This is a genomic window from Nitrosomonas oligotropha, assembly GCF_900106555.1.
Taxonomy (GTDB): Bacteria; Pseudomonadota; Gammaproteobacteria; order Burkholderiales; family Nitrosomonadaceae; genus Nitrosomonas; species Nitrosomonas oligotropha_A.
The window spans coordinates 1-15,740 of record NZ_FNOE01000045.1 but is presented as its reverse complement, the minus strand read 5'-3'; the positions used below and the strand labels follow the sequence as shown (position 1 = coordinate 15,740).

Here is a 15,740-nt window from a genome sequence, read left to right as displayed (position 1 = left end):
GTGCTGGAAAAAATGAAAGCCCGCATCGAGCACGATCTCTATTACCTCAAAAACTGGTCCATCTGGCTCGACCTCTGGATCATCTTCAAAACCGTATGGATCGTGCTCAAAAAAGATAATGCTTACTAGCTTCAACCGCTAGGAGAATCACTAACCAATGATATGCCGCAACCAGCGGCTGATATCTGTAATTTCCGCTTCGCATACACTATGCGCCATGGGGTATTCATGCCATTCCAGCGGATAATCGGCTGCCAGCAATTTATCGCGAGACGCCGCAGCATGCGAGAGCGGTATTACCGGATCGTAAATACCATGCGCCATGAATACCGGTGTCGTTGCATTTGCCACGTGGGCTTCCACTGCGAGAGTCTCCGCGAGCGGCGAATAACATGACAAGGCGATAATGCCGCCCAGCGGATTGTTTTGACGCAACCCAGTCTGCAACGCCATTGCGCCGCCTTGCGAGAACCCGGCGAGAAAGATATGACCGGAAGGAATACCGCGCTGCGTCTCGCTTTCAACCAAAGCATCCAATGCTTCTTGTGAATCCCGGATACCAGATTGATCCTCAGGATCGTTAAAGTCTGCGCGATAAATATCGTACCAGGCACGCATGACATAACCATTATTAATCGTGACCGGACGCTCCGGCGCATGCGGAAAAACAAATCGAATCGATGCGCCGGGCGGCAGCGTCAGTTCATTGATGATCGGTACGAAATCATTACCGTCAGCTCCCAGACCGTGCAGCCACACAATGGTATGCGTCGGTGAGCCGCCGGTTTCAATTTCCACAGCAGGTAATAAATCAATTGCTTTCTTCATCGATAGAAAAATACCCATTCACATTGCATTGACATAAAAAATCGATCAGATAAAATTCCGCAACTCAACGAATTCACCATAAAGGAAGTTATGAAACGCAGGGATTTTATAAAACTAATCGGCACAAGTGTACTCTCTTTCCCTGCTTCATCCTTAATGGCCAAGCAATTGCTCTCATCGGATTTCAGCAACTGGACCAGTTACCGCTTGAGTTATCAAGTCGATCTTCCGGCTAAAGGTAATTCAGCCCGTTTATGGCTCCCGCTTCCTGACACCAATGATTCCTCTTTTCAATTCACACAAGGCAGTAACTGGAGCGGTAATGCGAGCAAGGCATCATTCTCCACTCTCGGTGCGAGTCCCTTCCCGGCATTCAAGGCGGAATGGCATGGCAAACCCAAAAGCGGCCAACGCCATGTCAGCGTCAGTTGCATTGTAAAAACATCTCATCATTCCTTTGATCTGGCGCATTATCCCGCTATCAAGAATTCAGCGTTGCCCAATAGCATCAAGCATTATATTAACCCGACGCATTTGAAACCGACCAATGGCATTGTGCGTGAAACCGCTCATGCCATTTTGAAAGAAAAGCATGCCGAAACGACAGTACAACAAGCAAAAGCAATCTATGATTGGGTAATCGATAATGCGCAATACGATGAAAACACACGCGGACGCGGTCAAGGCGATGTCAGAGCCATGCTCGAGAAAAATGAACTCAACGGAAAGTGCGTTGACCTGAATTCATTATTTGTCGCGCTGGCCAGAGCGGCCAATATCCCCGCGCGTAACCAATACGGGATTCGTGTCAATGAATCAAGCCTGCACGATTCCATCGGACAATATGGCGACATCAGTCAATCGCAACACTGCCGCGCGGAATTCTTTCTGGCCGGGCACGGTTGGATACCGGTCAACCCGTCCGATGTACGGCAAGTATCCAAACTAGAAAAACTTCCGCTGGACGATACAAAAATCATGCAATTAAGAGAAAAATTCTTCGGCAGCTGGGAGATGAATTGGCTGACATTCAATCACGCCGAAGATCTCGCGCTGAATCCTGGTAATGCCACCAGCAAATTGCCTTTCTTCATGTATCCACAAGCGGAAATTGACGGAAAACTCTTGGATAGCCTGGATCATGAAAACTTCTCATACAAAATCACTTCCGGTGAACTCGTCGGCACTGGCGCCAAGTTTTAGCGCTATGGTTATTTCTTAACAATCGGTAAGGACTGGGATAAAAAAGTGGAAGCTTCACAATCAGCTGCTAATCAAACACTTTTAATCACCCCGTCTTCCAGTTCCACCACACGATCCGCGATATCCAGGATGCGATAATCATGCGTGACCAAAAGAATCGCGGTTTGCGATTCTTTGGCTAATCGTTTCAGCAGACTGACCGCTTCATAACCGCTTTGCTTATCCAGCGATGCGGTCGGTTCATCGGCCAGGATGATTTTAGGCTGCCCGACTAATGCACGCGCGATCGAGACACGTTGCAATTGCCCGCCTGAAAGTTGCCCCGGTTTGTAATCAAGCCGATCCCCCAGCCCCACTGCGATCAACGCTTCCGCAGAGCGGTCCCGTCTTTGCTGCTCTGTCAGCGCATTGCCCATTTCTAATGTCATGCTGACGTTCTGCAACGCCGAAAGTGACTTGAGCAAATTATGCTGTTGAAAAATATAACCGATCTGCTGCCGAGCTTTGACTTTAACCTGCTCGCTGCTATTGATGAGCTGTTGATCGAGGACTTTCACGCTGCCGTGAAAGGCTTGGCGCAGGCCGCCGATAATGGTCAGAAAAGTCGTTTTACCGGATCCGGAAGGCCCGGTGATGAGTACGATCTCGCCTTTTCGGATGGAAAGGGTGATGTCTTTCAGCACCGGCTGCGTTAACGCGCCGCTGCCAAAGCTGAAATCCAAGTGCTCGACATCGATGACCGCCGGCATCAGAACATATCCGCCGGATTGGCGTCTTTCAGCTTACGGATTGCCAGCAACCCGGCCATGACGCACATGGAAAGAATAAACAGAAACACCGTGATTATCTTGCTCCAGAGCATCGGCATCGGCATGTACATTTGCGATTCAGCCAGGTGGTATAGCCCCAAGGAAAGCACATAACCCGGAATGAACCCCAACACAGCCAGAAAAAAAGCCGAAGCAAACACCAAGCGGACAAAATAACCATGCTCATAGCCCATGGCTTTTAGCGTGGCGAATTCGTTGCGATGATTGGCGATATCGGTAAACAAAATTTGATAGACAATCACCAAACCGACCACCCATCCCATGACCGTCCCGAAACCGAAAATAAACCCGATCGGCGCGGTATTGGCCCAATAATCCTTCTCGTATTTCAGCAATTCTTCATAGCTAAAAATATTCACGAACTCGTTGAGCTGGCTTCTAAGTTCCGCTTTGACCTGCTGGACCGGCGCGCCGGGATGGAGCTTGATGACGCCCATGTCGATCTCGCTAAGATTCCTTCTGGGAAAGATACGCATAAAATTTAAATCGCTCGTCATCACATTGCCGTCGGCGGCAAACGACACGCCCAAGCGGAATAAGCCCACGATGTTCACCTTATAATCGTTAATTTCCGTGACATTCCGGCCCGCTTCGAGCAATGAACGCATGGGGCCGAATTCCGGGCGGGAGTATTCGTCAAACAGCACCGTATCCTTGAGCCGCAATTCATGCCGCTTATTTTTAATCTCATCGAGATTGAAGATCAGCGAATCCGGGTCGAAACCGTAAACCATCAAGGTGCGCTTGACCTGAGTTTTAATATTCTTCAGCGGCGCCAACCCGAGATACAGCGGATAAGCTTCCGCAACCGCCGGATTTCCCAGTACGCGCATCAACTCACTACGCTTGAACTGGATCGGCCGCCACATGGCCTCGCTTTGCTTGTGCATCAAAAACAAATCACCGCTCAATTTGACCGGTGCGGAAGCCGCGCTGGCGTACAAGGAATCCTTGAAACCCAGCTGCATGAACACCAAGACGCACGCGAACAATACCCCGCAAATCGCAGCCACCAGCTTGGAGCGGTCAAAAATAAGCTGCCGCCAGGCCAAACGGGCGGGAAAGTAAAACCAGGCCAGCTTATTCACGGCGTAATCCGCACCCTAACCTGCCGGAAAATCTGATGCCGCAAATCCGCCACAGCCTCCGGTTCAAGGGTCAAACGCACTTCGATGATGCGATTATCCCGGTCGGCTAAGGGATCAGTATCGTTCAAATCATTTTTCCGCACGAGAAATCCCAGTTCTCTCACCTGCGCCAGATAGGGCCGTTTGAAACCCACAGCATGGATACATCCAGATTGACCCGCCTTGATTCGCAGCAAATCCGATTCATAAACCTCCGCAACGACATCCAGCTCGGTCAAATCCGCCATTTCCAGCACTCCCTTATCGCCAATCCGTTCTCCCGGGCGAGCAAAAATTTTTAATAAGGTACCGTCAATGGGCGCCACAATTTGCGTATTGCTCAGTTCCGCTGCGTTTATTTTCAGCTCAGATTGCGCTTGTGTAATCTCAGCCGACAAGCGCTTCAGATGAATTCCAGATTGTTCAAGCGCCAACCGTTTGGCATCGGCCAGCGAAACACTGGTAGCGGAGCTATGTTCCAATGATTGATAACGCAGGTATTCCCGTTTATTGAAAGCGAGCGCGGCTTGCTCCACAGCCCGCTGTGCTTCCAGCACCTTAATACGCGCTCTGGCGGCTTCCACTTGCGCTTTTTTCTTAAGATGATCGGACAGTATGGCTAATGTATCGCCCGCTTTAACTTGATCGGTTTCCTGAAAAAAAAGCTGTTCAACACGAGCACCTTCGGGACCCGCGTTATGGGAAATTTTAATTACTCGGGAACGCGGCTCAATGCGTCCCAATGCACCAATGCCCAGCTTCGCATCAAGCGAGCATCCCGCTTCTGCCAGCGCATAAGAACTGCATAGAATCACGCTGATAGCAGCGAAAATAGAGCAACTTACTTTAACGTACATAAATAGAATTTTTTATTTTGATCCATTCGTTCAAAAACCTGATCACCGTATTTTTCATACCAGTCCATGTTTAAACGAGCATCGCGATACCGCACAAATTAAGATTATGCATGAATGGACACGAAATCGTCATACGCATCTCATAACCACCGGATAACTTCGACTCTTATCGGCGATTCCATGTAGGCAATCAATTCGGCAAATGGGTGGATCGAATAAAGATGGCAACCCCGTAATACAGACAATTTCTTGACAGATACATCAGCGGTCAGGTATGTTTCGCGCTCACATTTCAGGTGCCTTCAAGGTTTCGTTCTTGAAGGTTAAACGGGAAGCCGGTGCGTCTGATTCGAATCAGGCAATGCCGGCACTGCCCCCGCAACGGTAAATGAGTTAATCATCTGCATCATGCCACTGTGTAACAACACGGGAAGGCGCAGATTTGGAATAGCTTCCGCTCATGAGTCCGGAGACCGGCCCGAAGTGAACATTACTACGGTATTGCGGCGGGCAATCAGTGGCATTTTGACCGGTTTTCATTGCACGAACCGGTTTTCTGTCCATTTCCAATTTCCCTTCGCATTCCTTAATCATTGATAACGCGCGGGTGCGCGCGAAGGGATCAACTCATGCAAAAATGCCGTCTAGCGGCGATGGCTGTGCTGTGGCTCGGCACGACTCTGAATACATATGCCGCGAATGAAGATCATCAGGAGAAACCGGTGATTGTGACTGCAACGCGCACGGCGCAAACCGCCGATGCTTCGCTGGCTTCAGTCACGGTGATTTCGCGCCAGGATATCGAGCGTCAGCAGGCGCGTTCGATTCAGGATTTATTCCGTGGCGTGCCAGGAATGAGCATTTCCAACAATGGCGGTGCCGGTAAAAACACTGCGGTTTTTATGCGCGGCAGCGAATCCGATCATGTGTTGGTCATGATCGATAATATCAAAGTAGGCTCCGCGACATCGGGCACGACCGCATTTGAAAACATTCCGGTCGATCAGATTGAACGCATTGAGATCGTGCGTGGCCCGCGCTCCAGTCTATACGGCTCCGAAGCCATCGGCGGCGTGATTCATATTATTACGCGCAAAGGCAGCGGCAGCGGATTTAAACCGAATTTTAATTTCGGCGGCGGTAGTTACGGAACTTTGGAAGGCGCCACCGGATTCGCGTACAGCGGCAAGCAAAGTTGGTTGAATATGACCGCCAGCGGCATCGGCACGCGCGGGTTTAATGCCTGTAACGGCTCCAGCGATGCCGGTTGCTTTGTCGATTCGTCCGATCCCACGTTATACGACCGGGACGGTTACCGCAATACCGCCGGTTCCGCGCGCGCGGGGTACCGTTTTCAAAACGGACTGGAAATCGACGGCAATTTTATGCGATCCGCGGGCAAAACCGAATTCGACGGCGGCTTCGTCAATAAAGGGATTGTGATGCAGCAGGTTTTTGGCGGCACGGCGCGCTATTCGCCACTCAAGTTCTGGCGCATCAATCTGATCGGCGGCAGCAGCCGTGAGGATACCGATAATTTTCTCAACACGCTGTTTCAAACCCGCTTCAATACCACGCGCAATACCATTTCGGTATTGAACGATTTCACCATCAATCCGAAAAACTTACTGACCATCGGCATGGATTATCAGAAAGATCACATTAATAGCACAGAAGCTTTTTCCGTGAATTCACGTACCAATTGGGGTGTTTTCGCGCAGCATCAAGCCACCGTTGCCAAACATAATTTTCAGTTGTCGCTGCGGCATGACGATAACCAGCAATTCGGCAGCCGGGTGACCGGCGGCACGGGCTGGGGTTACTCGCTCACCGATAATGTCCGCCTGCTGGCCAATTTTGGTAGCGCCTTCAAAGCACCGACATTCAATGAATTGTATTTTCCCGGCTTCAGCAATCCGCATCTACGTCCGGAAGATTCGCGCAGTTTTGAGTTTGGCACGCGCGGCAATGCAACTTGGGGAACTTGGTCGTTGAATATCTATGAAAATCACATCTACCACTTGATCGCTTACGATGCCAGCATCTTCGCTCCCGCCAACGTCGATCAGGCGCGTATTCGCGGTTTTGAAGGCATACTCAGTACGCAAATCAAAGGCTGGCAATTCAATACCAACCTGACGCTGATGGATCCCGAAAATCGTTCATCCGGCTCAAATCGCGGTAATATACTGCCACGGCGCGCCGCAGAATCGTTCCGGTTGGAAGCCGACCGGCAATTCGGCCAATACCGGCTGGGCGCTATGCTATTGGTCGAAGGCCAACGCTATGACGATCTGGCCAACACGCGCAAGCTGGACAGTTACGTCAAATTCGACCTGCGTGCCGAATATAATCTGAATAAGCATTGGCGCTTACAAGGGCGGATTGAAAATTTATTTAATGAGAACTACCAAACCGCTGCATTCTACAATCAACCAGGGCGGAATTTTTTCGCTATGTTGCGTTATCAACCCTAACATAAGGAGTTAAACATGCTGACTTTATCCACTCGTCATCAAATCGCTATTGGCTTGCTACTGGCAAGCTTAATGATGCTCACCCGCAGCCATCATTTTGCCACCTTGTATAACCTTGCTGACGCTTCCTGGGCGGTTTTCTTCCTGGCAGGCATTTATCTGCGTTCCGCATGGCCGTTGCTGGGATTCTTTGCCTTTGGCTGGGGCTTGGATGTTGCCGCCACTACCTGGGGTGGTGTCAGTGATTTTTGCATGACACCGGCCTATTTCTTTTTACTGCCGGCTTATGCGTCGTTATGGCTGGCCGGACGCTGGTATGCCAAGCGGCACCAATTCGCCTGGAACACCGTTCTGCCGCTTTCCGCTAGCATCGTAACCGGTTTAATGCTGTGTGAATTATTTTCCGGCGGCGGGTTTTACTTTTTCTCCGGCCGCATTGCCGAAACCAGTTTCGCTGAATTCGGTACGCAACTGATCAAATATTTCCCGCTGTATATCGAAACCTTCGTATTTTATGCCGGTATCGCCGCTGTGATTCATGTGCTGTTTACGGTGATTGCGCAGCAACTCAATTCACGCAACACTTCGGCAGGATAACGGTATGACCGATTCCGGACGCGCAGAGCGTTATCGCACACGTATGCAGCGCAAAAAGGAAGTGATTGATGAGGCGATTGCACGTGCCGACCGCGAACAAGGCTTATTGCTGATTCTCACCGGCAACGGCAAAGGCAAATCCAGTTCGGCCTTCGGTATGATGGCACGGGCACTGGGGCACGGCATGCGCGTCGGCGTGGCGCAATTCATCAAAGGCCGCTCGGATACCGGTGAAGAGGCTTTTTTCCGCAAGCAAGATCAGGTGGTGTGGCATGTCCTGGGCGAAGGTTTCACCTGGGATACGCAAAACCTGGAACGCGATACGGAAACCGCGCAGCGCGGTTGGGCTGTGGTGCAGGAAATGCTGCGCGACCCGTCGCTGGATTTGATCGTGCTCGACGAATTGACTTATCCGCTCAAATTCGGCTGGCTGGATTTAACCGTAGTGCTGAATGACCTGAAAAACCGCCCAGCCATGCAGCATGTCGTCATTACCGGGCGCGGCGCGCCCGAAGCGCTGTGTGAAGCGGCTGATACCGTCACGGAAATGACTGACGTCAAACACGCTTACCGAGCGGGTGTTCAGGCGCAAAAAGGAATCGATCTGTAGCGCTATGCATAATAACCATCGCTTCAGTGACAGTGAACGTGCCGCTATCTATCGCGTGATCGCCGAACGCCGTGACATGCGGCATTTTCTGCCCGATCCGGTTAATCCCGTTGTTTTGAAGCGCCTGCTCGCCGCCGCCCACCAAGCACCCAGTGTCGGCTTGATGCAGCCATGGCGGTTTATCCGCATCACCGATCCGCAGTTGCGCACGACTATCGCAGCCCAAGTGGAAGAAGAGCGGCACCGCACCGCCGCTGCACTGGCGGAACGCAGCGACGAATTCATGCGCTTGAAAGTCGCCGGTATTCTGGAATGTGGAGAACTGCTGGTCGTTGCATTGAGCGACCGGCGCGAACAACACATTTTTGGCCGCCGCACTTTGCCCGAAATGGATCTGGCTTCAGTCGCCTGTGCGATCCAGAATTTTTGGCTGGCCGCACGCGCCGAAGGATTGGGCATGGGCTGGGTGTCATTGTTCGATCCCATGCAGCTGGCTGAATTACTCGACATGCCTGCCGGTAGTAAACCGGTCGCTATTTTATGCTTGGGCCATGTCGAAGCTTTTTATCCCGCGCCGATGCTGAAGCTGCAAGGCTGGGCAGAAGAACGTCCGCTGCAGGAATTGCTTTTTCACAATCGTTGGAGCAATTCGGCGGTACCACCGGAATGAGTATTACCCAGATTGTTTCCTCCGCATGGCTACACGGCTGCACTTGGGGCACGCTTTGACTCTCATTCAGCATCAATTCTCTAACTTGGCAGAACACTCGCGATGAATACGCAAACACTGATGGTTCAGGGTACCACGTCAGATGCTGGCAAAAGCATGCTGGTCACGGCGTTGTGCCGCTGGCTGTCACGCCAAGGTGTTCGCGTCGCGCCGTTCAAACCGCAGAATATGGCCCTTAACAGTGTCGTCACCGCCGATGGCGGGGAAATCGGCCGGGCGCAGGCAGTGCAAGCCCTTGCCGCCGGACTGGCACCGCATACCGACATGAACCCGGTATTGCTAAAACCCAACACCGATAAAAGAGCGCAAATCATCATTCACGGTCATGCCATCGCCACCATGGACGCTGGCGTTTTTCACGACTATAAATCGATTGCACTAAAAGCGGTGCTGGAGTCGCATACGCGGCTCAGTAATCAATACGAGCGGATCATAGCCGAGGGCGCGGGTTCGCCAGCGGAAATTAATCTACGTGCCCACGATATTGCCAATATGGGCTTTGCCGAAGCGGTCGACTGTCCGGTCATTCTCATTGCCGATATCGACCGCGGCGGTGTATTCGCACACTTCGCCGGCACATTGGCATTATTGAGCGAAAGCGAACAAGCGCGCATTCAAGGTTTTGTCATTAACCGTTTCCGCGGTGATAAAAAATTGCTCGATCCCGGATTGGAATGGCTGGAGCAATATACCGGCAAACCGGTGTTGGGTGTATTGCCTTACCTGCAGGGCTTGCACCTGGAAGCCGAAGACGCTTTGCCCGGCTCCGCTGCTTCAACCGTATCGCCGGAGCAGAAACTCTTCCGGATCATCGTCCCTGCACTACCGCGTATCAGCAATCACACCGATTTCGATCCGTTGCGGTTGCATCCGCATGTTCACGTGCAATTTATCGGTCCCGGTGAAACCATTCCGCCAGCGGACTTGATCATCCTGCCAGGCTCAAAAAGCGTATGCGCGGATTTGGATTGGTTACGCCAGCAAGGTTGGGAACCAGCAATCTACCATCATTTACGCTACGGCGGGAAATTGCTGGGCATTTGCGGCGGTTTCCAAATGCTCGGCAAATGGATTCATGATCCTATCGGTCTTGAAGGCGATGCCGGTAGCACCCCAGGATTCGCTTTTTTTGATATGGAAACAACACTGGCAGCGGACAAAATTCTGCGCAATGGCCAGGGGCGCTTATCTTTGAACAATGCGGCCGTAACAGGTTATGAGATCCATGCGGGAATCACCACTTATCACACACGCTATCAATCGCTTATCCATTTAACGCAAAGTCAGGATGGCGCAATCAGCGATGATGGTTTGATCGCAGGAACATATTTGCATGGCATTTTCACATCCGCTGCCGCTTGCCACGAATTACTGACCTGGGCAGGACTGGTTGATCAACACAGCATGCCGGATTACCCGTCGATATGTAATGCCGCAATTGAGCGGTTAGCCGATTGTGTCGAGCAATACCTGGATACCACACGATTGAACCGATTGCTCAATCTGCCTGTGCGGATATCATGACATCCGTCCGGACTTTGATTCTGGGTGGTGTACGTTCCGGCAAAAGCCGGTTAGCCGAACGCTTGGCGCTGGAGAGTCAATTGCCGGTCATATACATCGCCACCGCCACCAGCGAGGACGACGAAATGCACGCAAGAATTGCTGCGCACCAGGCGCGGCGACCTAATCACTGGCAAGTCATCGAGGAACCTCTGCAATTGGCTTCCGTATTGACGCAACATGCCGACAACGAGTGTTGTTTATTGATTGATTGCTTGACACTCTGGTTGACGAATTGGTTGATCCACCCGGAAGTCGAGCGATTCGATGCCGAACGCGCGGCATTCCTCACCGCCCTCTCCTTGGTAACCAACAAACTGATTTTGGTCAGCAATGAAACGAACATGGGCATTATCCCGATGGGGGAATTGAGCCGCCGCTATTGTGACGAAGCCGGTAAATTACACCAGGAAGTGGCGCAACACTGCGATCAAGTCATTTTAACCGTTGCCGGTCTGCCTCTGGTGCTTAAAGGAGAGTCAATATGACGCAACCGGCTGCTCTTCATTGGCTAAGCACTCCACCGGCCGTTACCAACCAGGAAATGCGCCAATTGGCCGAGCAACGCCAAACACAACTCACCAAGCCACCCGGCTCTCTCGGTCGTTTGGAAGAATTCGCCATCCGGCTTGCTGCGCTGCAAAATACATTGCAGCCCGGTGCCGATCGCGTGCACATCGCCATATTTGCCGCCGATCATGGGGTTGCCGCCGAAGGTGTTTCAGCGTTTCCGCAATCGGTCACCGGTGAGATGATCAGAAACTTCACGCGCGGCGGCGCAGCCATCAATGTTCTGGCGCGCGCATTGAATGCTTCGCTGGAGATCATTAACTTGGGAACAGTACATGATACGCAAGCATTGGCCCATGTGCGGCATTGTCATTTAGGGGCGGGCACGGCCAATTTTGTTCATCAGCCCGCGATGACCTGGGAACAATTGAGTCAAGCATTCCAAGCGGGTTTTGAAACCACTGAACATGCACAGCAAACCGGTCAGCAGCTCTTTATCGGCGGGGAAATGGGGATCGGCAATACCGCCAGCGCCACCGCGTTGGCGTGTCTTCTACTGAATGAGCAACCGGAACGGCTGACCGGACGAGGCACCGGATTGGATGAACAAGGCATCGCGCATAAAATAACAATCATCGCGCGCGCATTATCATTGCACCGGCCGCAAACGGATTCGCCCTTGGACGCATTGCGCCGCGTTGGCGGATTTGAGATTGCCGCATTGACGGGGGCTTATATCCATGGCGCTCAACTAGGCTTGCCACTGCTGATTGACGGATTTATCAGTACAGTCGCGGCATTGACGGCCGAGCATATTACTCCGGGATGTAAAGATTGGTTTATTTTCTCCCATCAATCTTCCGAACTGGGACACGCACTCGTGCTTAAAGCACTCAGCGCCGATCCGCTCATCGATTTACAGATGCGTCTTGGAGAAGGCAGCGGCGCAGCCGTCACACTGAATCTGTTGCGTATGGCGTGCAAGTTGCATAATGAAATGGCGACTTTTTCCGAAGCGCAGGTTTCGCAACAAAGCGAGCTTTCTTAGTATCTTGACGACCTCAATTGATTTACTGCGGCATGGCGTAACAGAAAACAGTCAGCGTTATTGCGGCAGCACGAATTATCCGTTGACCGCGCTCGGTTGGACACAAATGTGGCATGCCGTTAACAGTCAATCGACGCAATGGCAGCATATCGTTACTTCGCCTTTAGCAAGATGTGCGGACTTTGCGCATGCTATTGAGGAACATTATTCGATTCCCGTCACTCAGGATGATCGTATCCGGGAAATACATTTTGGTGATTGGGAAGATCGATCCAGCGCTGAATTGATGCACACGGATGTCTGTGCTTTATCCCGCTTCTGGCAAAATCCCTTCGATTACCCGCCGCCCAATGGCGAACATTTGCTGGATTTCGAGGCACGTGTTTTATCAGCTTGGGAAGATATACAACAGAAATTTCACGGAAAGAAGGTTTTATTGATCACACATGGCGGTGTCATCCGAATGATCGTCTGCCATATTCTGCAGCATCCGCTCAAACGCGTCCTCGATATTGATGTGCGTCACGCCAGCATCCGGCATGTGGAGATCGATCATACTAAAGCCTGTCATGTCAGGCTCGATCCTAATTCTTCTCTATGATACAAAGCATTTATGTATTCGTGCAACGACGTGGTTTACCGCAGCACTGCTCTGTCGTTGCTATTCTTGCGGTTCAGCGAATAGCAACCGGTTAGCGGACGAAATCTTCCGGATAAGGCACTTTCATATTCTCACGATTCAGCAGATTGATTTGCTGATATAACTTATCGATATCGGACCAACCGGTTTGATCTATTGACGGTATCCAGCGCGCGCGCATATAACCGTTCCGGTCAATGAGAAATTCCATATGATCCGGATTTTTCCCCTTCCCGATAATATCCGGATGCGTCAACGTCCGGCGCGATAATGCATAGCTGGCAGCAATCTCGGACGCGCCCTGCGTAACAGCCGGGAACGGCAATTCAGCCGCGATTTGAGTTACCTCAGTGGCGGCAAGCTCATTTGCCGGTACTGCTAATACAGCGATATTTTGCTCACTTAGGCGGTCATACGCTTGCTTTAATTGCTCGATACGATCCTGCGATTGCGGCCATGAGAAAATAACCAGTAAGACGGCTTTATGCCCGCGAAAATCCTGCAGCGAGCCGCTGTTGCTATTATTTTCCGTATACGAAAAGAACGGCGGTTTTACATAGGCTTTATTGGGTATGATTTCCGGTGTTAGAATCCGCGCCTGATAACCTCTCGATAATGCATGCACATAGTTCACCAGATCCCAGCGATCCTCTTCGGATATTTTTTCCGCATAACCCGGCATATCGGTATTAACCATTCCATAGCTAATCCAATTGTAGAAATCTCCCGGTGTATGCTCTGTGGTATGCGGTTCGATCAACAGATCGGGTAGTTTTGTCGACAGCGTTCGTGACTTGATACCATTGCCCATTCCTTGATAACCATGGCATTCAACGCAGTGCTGATTGAATAAAGCGGCACCATTGGTTATAGAAATTACGTCAAAAGGCACTGACGGTCTACGATAGGTTTCAGGATACGCTTGGATTACCAATGGCGGCAAAGCAATGGCAAGACCGGATGCCAGCAATAGCCCAGGAACACCGATCAAACGCTTGAATCCCCAGTTGCGGAGCTGGCCGAACTGAATTGCTCCTGCCGCTAATATCAGAATGAAAACTCCAATCCATACTTGAATGGCCACATTCGGCTTATCCCAGGTTGCCAGAATCGAAAACCGGAATGGGAAGGGCCAATTTTCAATCAGCGCGTGCTTTACCGGCATAGTATTGGCAATTACAGTTGCCAGGAATAGTAATAGCAATGCCAGAATGAATTCAATGCGCACCCACTTCCTCATCCCTGTTTTGCCAGGATTCGTATTATCAGATTGCGAATCGCTTGCTAATAACGGCAACCAATGCGCACGGACTCGCGCTGCGATTAAGAGAATGATACTGAGGATAAATATCTTGATGCTAAGCAACCAGCCGTAGGGTGTCGCAACAAGCGCAGCATAAAAGCCGTCAAAGATACGATCGGCCACGGTGATTCCGGTCAAAATAATCAATAGCATCACCGGTAATGCGATTGATGAGAACCGCATCAGCGTTTTATATTCCGGCGCATTGCCAGATTTAGCCTTAGCATTTTTGTTATTCTCATAAATCAATAGCAAAAAAGCCGGTAATGCTCCAAACCAAATACCAGCTAGAATAATATGCAAAGCATAAGGCAAAACCGCCAATACGGATAATCCTTCAGCCGCAGCATGACTTGCTAGTGAGCCTGCGATCAGAGGCAGAGTTGCAGCAAAAGCAATCAAAATGTACTGCCAGCGGGTTTTGGGAGATTTACGAAGTAAAACAATGACGAGTAACAGCATTAGCGCAGATAATGTACGCCAGCTCCATATTTGACCAACGCGCTTATCGCTGATGAATCCTAACCAAACATCTTGCTGCCATAGATTACCGACATTCCCGGTAATTTGAACTAAGGATGTCATCAACATTACCACAAGACCGATGGGAATACTGATAGCCAGCCACGTGAACAAACGTTCCAGTCGTACAATCCATGTTTCCGGATGGATTCTTTTCCCGGTATTGGCGATAGCTAGAAAGATACAGCTACCCAATAAAATCATGTTTGCTGCAAGTTGAAACCAACGTGCAATTGCTGCGATAACTTCTACCATTTTGCTACATTTTATTCTTTTACATTGAAATCAAAACTTGATTCAATAACATGCCCATCAACCGACATCACACGATATTTCACAGTGTAACGTCCAGATCCTAGTTGCGGTAAGCTCAAGACGACAGATTTTGGGTCATCTGCAACGCTTTCAGGGTTATTTTCAGTTATTGAATGCTTATTGGAGTCGAGTACGGTAACGGCTGCATAAGACCCTTCTATTTTTTCATTAAACCAAAGCCGTACTTGTTTGGGTGATATAGAGAGTGTAGCCCTTCTGGGCGGATCGGATTTAACCAGCGCTGCATGCGCCATCACTGATTTTGCTTGAAACGCAAAAGAAAACATTATCACCAGAGAAGCAAGCACTGCTATCTTTTTAATAACAAACTGTATTGATCGCTTATCTTGCACAGTTTCCTCTCAATTTTTCAGATTAAATATATTTTCGCTGTTAGATTCTACCAGCAAGGATGAGTTCAATACGCAACTCATCCTTAATTTCACACCAGCATTCGATGTAACTACGCTGGGTTTTGATTAGCAGGTTTACGCTTCCGCAAGAAGAAGAAAGCGGCAACAGCGAGGACCAATACAACCGGTGCAATAATCGCTACTTTCGGGGTCGGACGGCCTTCACC

At 50.5% G+C, this 15,740-nt stretch carries 16 protein-coding genes and 1 riboswitch; of the genes, 10 read left to right on the top strand and 6 right to left on the bottom strand.

The window, feature by feature from the left end:
- Positions 1-12: 12 nt before the first annotated feature.
- Positions 13-129, top strand: a complete 117-nt coding sequence (locus BLU57_RS14700) for a sugar transferase (protein WP_371113171.1) — start codon at positions 13-15, stop codon at positions 127-129.
- A 21-nt stretch (positions 130-150) separates the two neighbouring features.
- Here the strand turns inward: BLU57_RS14700 and BLU57_RS14695 are convergent, their stop codons facing one another.
- Positions 151-846 carry an alpha/beta hydrolase gene (locus BLU57_RS14695; protein WP_256206322.1) on the bottom strand — a complete coding sequence of 232 codons (696 nt, stop codon included), beginning with the start codon at positions 844-846 and terminating at the stop codon, positions 151-153.
- Positions 847-984: 138 nt separating this feature from the next.
- On the opposite strand from BLU57_RS14695, the gene BLU57_RS14690 reads away from it, so the two are divergent.
- On the top strand, positions 985-2,031 hold the full coding sequence (locus tag BLU57_RS14690) for a transglutaminase-like domain-containing protein (RefSeq protein WP_371113175.1): 1,047 nt from the start codon (positions 985-987) through the stop codon (positions 2,029-2,031).
- Positions 2,032-2,102: 71 nt separating this feature from the next.
- Here BLU57_RS14690 and BLU57_RS14685 read toward each other — a convergent pair whose 3' ends face one another.
- The 3 genes from BLU57_RS14685 to BLU57_RS14675 are packed head-to-tail and all read right to left on the bottom strand — an operon-like array spanning position 2,103 to position 4,803.
- Complete coding sequence (locus BLU57_RS14685) at positions 2,103-2,780, bottom strand: ATP-binding cassette domain-containing protein (protein WP_090322508.1); 678 nt, start codon at positions 2,778-2,780, stop codon at positions 2,103-2,105.
- Positions 2,780-3,949 (bottom strand): ABC transporter permease DevC, encoded by a 1,170-nt coding sequence (devC, locus tag BLU57_RS14680; RefSeq protein WP_090322505.1) that lies wholly within the window; start codon positions 3,947-3,949, stop codon positions 2,780-2,782. The genes BLU57_RS14685 and devC overlap by 1 nt, the downstream gene beginning before the upstream one ends.
- On the bottom strand, positions 3,946-4,803 hold the full coding sequence (locus tag BLU57_RS14675; protein WP_176776465.1) for an efflux RND transporter periplasmic adaptor subunit: 858 nt from the start codon (positions 4,801-4,803) through the stop codon (positions 3,946-3,948). The genes devC and BLU57_RS14675 overlap by 4 nt, the downstream gene beginning before the upstream one ends.
- Positions 4,804-5,122: 319 nt before the next feature.
- A riboswitch (cobalamin riboswitch) is annotated at positions 5,123-5,341 on the top strand.
- 133 nt (positions 5,342-5,474) lie between these two features.
- On the opposite strand from BLU57_RS14675, the gene btuB reads away from it, so the two are divergent.
- The 8 genes from btuB to cobC all read left to right on the top strand — a co-directional run bounded on the left by btuB (position 5,475) and on the right by cobC (position 12,981).
- Positions 5,475-7,322 (top strand): TonB-dependent vitamin B12 receptor, encoded by a 1,848-nt coding sequence (btuB, locus tag BLU57_RS14670; RefSeq protein ID WP_090322499.1) that lies wholly within the window; start codon positions 5,475-5,477, stop codon positions 7,320-7,322.
- A gap of 15 nt (positions 7,323-7,337) precedes the next feature.
- Positions 7,338-7,919 (top strand): hypothetical protein, encoded by a 582-nt coding sequence (locus tag BLU57_RS14665; RefSeq protein WP_090322497.1) that lies wholly within the window; start codon positions 7,338-7,340, stop codon positions 7,917-7,919.
- A gap of 4 nt (positions 7,920-7,923) precedes the next feature.
- Positions 7,924-8,529 (top strand): cob(I)yrinic acid a,c-diamide adenosyltransferase, encoded by a 606-nt coding sequence (cobO, locus tag BLU57_RS14660; RefSeq protein WP_090322496.1) that lies wholly within the window; start codon positions 7,924-7,926, stop codon positions 8,527-8,529.
- Between the two features lie 4 nt (positions 8,530-8,533).
- Complete coding sequence (gene bluB / locus BLU57_RS14655) at positions 8,534-9,199, top strand: 5,6-dimethylbenzimidazole synthase (protein ID WP_090322493.1); 666 nt, start codon at positions 8,534-8,536, stop codon at positions 9,197-9,199.
- A gap of 102 nt (positions 9,200-9,301) precedes the next feature.
- Positions 9,302-10,783 carry a cobyric acid synthase gene (locus BLU57_RS14650; protein ID WP_090322491.1) on the top strand — a complete coding sequence of 494 codons (1,482 nt, stop codon included), beginning with the start codon at positions 9,302-9,304 and terminating at the stop codon, positions 10,781-10,783.
- Positions 10,780-11,310, top strand: coding sequence for a bifunctional adenosylcobinamide kinase/adenosylcobinamide-phosphate guanylyltransferase (gene cobU, locus BLU57_RS14645; protein ID WP_090322489.1), 531 nt, complete (start codon positions 10,780-10,782; stop codon positions 11,308-11,310). Before BLU57_RS14650 ends, cobU begins: the two co-directional genes overlap by 4 nt.
- Positions 11,307-12,380 carry a nicotinate-nucleotide--dimethylbenzimidazole phosphoribosyltransferase gene (gene cobT / locus BLU57_RS14640; RefSeq protein ID WP_090322487.1) on the top strand — a complete coding sequence of 358 codons (1,074 nt, stop codon included), beginning with the start codon at positions 11,307-11,309 and terminating at the stop codon, positions 12,378-12,380. Before cobU ends, cobT begins: the two co-directional genes overlap by 4 nt.
- Before the next feature lie 4 nt (positions 12,381-12,384).
- Positions 12,385-12,981: an alpha-ribazole phosphatase gene (cobC, locus tag BLU57_RS14635; RefSeq protein WP_090322485.1), complete on the top strand. Its 597-nt coding sequence runs from the start codon at positions 12,385-12,387 to the stop codon at positions 12,979-12,981.
- Positions 12,982-13,072: 91 nt separating this feature from the next.
- Here cobC and BLU57_RS14630 read toward each other — a convergent pair whose 3' ends face one another.
- Together BLU57_RS14630 and BLU57_RS14625 are read right to left on the bottom strand one after the other, a co-directional pair.
- Positions 13,073-15,049, bottom strand: a complete 1,977-nt coding sequence (locus BLU57_RS14630) for a CopD family protein (protein ID WP_256334436.1) — start codon at positions 15,047-15,049, stop codon at positions 13,073-13,075.
- Between the two features lie 62 nt (positions 15,050-15,111).
- Positions 15,112-15,513 (bottom strand): copper resistance CopC family protein, encoded by a 402-nt coding sequence (locus BLU57_RS14625; protein ID WP_090322479.1) that lies wholly within the window; start codon positions 15,511-15,513, stop codon positions 15,112-15,114.
- Positions 15,514-15,740 lie beyond the last annotated feature (227 nt).

What these genes read in the sequence shown, in the direction of transcription:
- cobT (WP_090322487.1), top strand. Translation starts at nt 11,307, where the DNA reads ATGACGCAACCGGCTGCTCTTCATTGGCTAAGCACTCCACCGGCCGTT.
- BLU57_RS14665 (WP_090322497.1), top strand. Translation starts at nt 7,338, where the DNA reads ATGCTGACTTTATCCACTCGTCATCAAATCGCTATTGGCTTGCTACTG.
- BLU57_RS14630 (WP_256334436.1), bottom strand. Translation starts at nt 15,049, where the DNA reads ATGATTTTATTGGGTAGCTGTATCTTTCTAGCTATCGCCAATACCGGG.
- BLU57_RS14690 (WP_371113175.1), top strand. Translation starts at nt 985, where the DNA reads ATGGCCAAGCAATTGCTCTCATCGGATTTCAGCAACTGGACCAGTTAC.
- BLU57_RS14685 (WP_090322508.1), bottom strand. Translation starts at nt 2,780, where the DNA reads ATGCCGGCGGTCATCGATGTCGAGCACTTGGATTTCAGCTTTGGCAGC.
- cobO (WP_090322496.1), top strand. Translation starts at nt 7,924, where the DNA reads ATGACCGATTCCGGACGCGCAGAGCGTTATCGCACACGTATGCAGCGC.
- btuB (WP_090322499.1), top strand. Translation starts at nt 5,475, where the DNA reads ATGCAAAAATGCCGTCTAGCGGCGATGGCTGTGCTGTGGCTCGGCACG.
- BLU57_RS14650 (WP_090322491.1), top strand. Translation starts at nt 9,302, where the DNA reads ATGAATACGCAAACACTGATGGTTCAGGGTACCACGTCAGATGCTGGC.
- BLU57_RS14700 (WP_371113171.1), top strand. Translation starts at nt 13, where the DNA reads ATGAAAGCCCGCATCGAGCACGATCTCTATTACCTCAAAAACTGGTCC.
- BLU57_RS14695 (WP_256206322.1), bottom strand. Translation starts at nt 846, where the DNA reads ATGGGTATTTTTCTATCGATGAAGAAAGCAATTGATTTATTACCTGCT.
- cobU (WP_090322489.1), top strand. Translation starts at nt 10,780, where the DNA reads ATGACATCCGTCCGGACTTTGATTCTGGGTGGTGTACGTTCCGGCAAA.
- bluB (WP_090322493.1), top strand. Translation starts at nt 8,534, where the DNA reads ATGCATAATAACCATCGCTTCAGTGACAGTGAACGTGCCGCTATCTAT.